Source organism: Priestia aryabhattai (assembly GCF_023715685.1).
Lineage (GTDB): Bacteria > Bacillota > Bacilli > Bacillales > Bacillaceae_H > Priestia > Priestia aryabhattai_B.
The window spans coordinates 1-394 of sequence record NZ_JAMBOQ010000100.1; the positions used below are offsets into that span (position 1 = coordinate 1).

General features: G+C 52.5%; 1 protein-coding gene. It reads left to right on the plus strand.

Annotation, left to right across the window (positions count from 1 at the left end; genetic code table 11):
- On the plus strand, window positions 1–394 hold a 394-nt coding region (locus M3225_RS29165; protein ID WP_251400796.1), incomplete at both ends, for a putative oxygenase MesX.

A 394-nucleotide genomic window follows, 5' to 3' on the forward strand; every position in this document is an offset into this window, starting at 1 on the left:
GCTTCAGCGTACCGGAAAACTTTGGCGAGTTGCACGGCAATATCTTTAAGGATTTTGTGCAATCCAGCGCCTGGCGCGCCAACTTCAGCAAGGCGCCGGTGATTTGCCTGAGCGTCTCCAGTAAAGATGTTTACCATCGCACCGGTAACGAACATCCGGTCCTCGGCATTGAATATGCTCAGGAAGGCGTCTCGCTGACCGAGCGCTATTTCAGCAAAATGGGTCTGCAGGTACGCTATTTTATGCCAAAAAACAGCGTCGCGCCGTTGGCCTTTTATTTTACCGGCGATCTGCTCAGCGATTACACCAGCCTGGAACTGATCGCCACCATCAGCACGATGGAGACGTTTCAGAAAATATATCGCCCGGAGATCTACAATGCCAACTCCCCGGC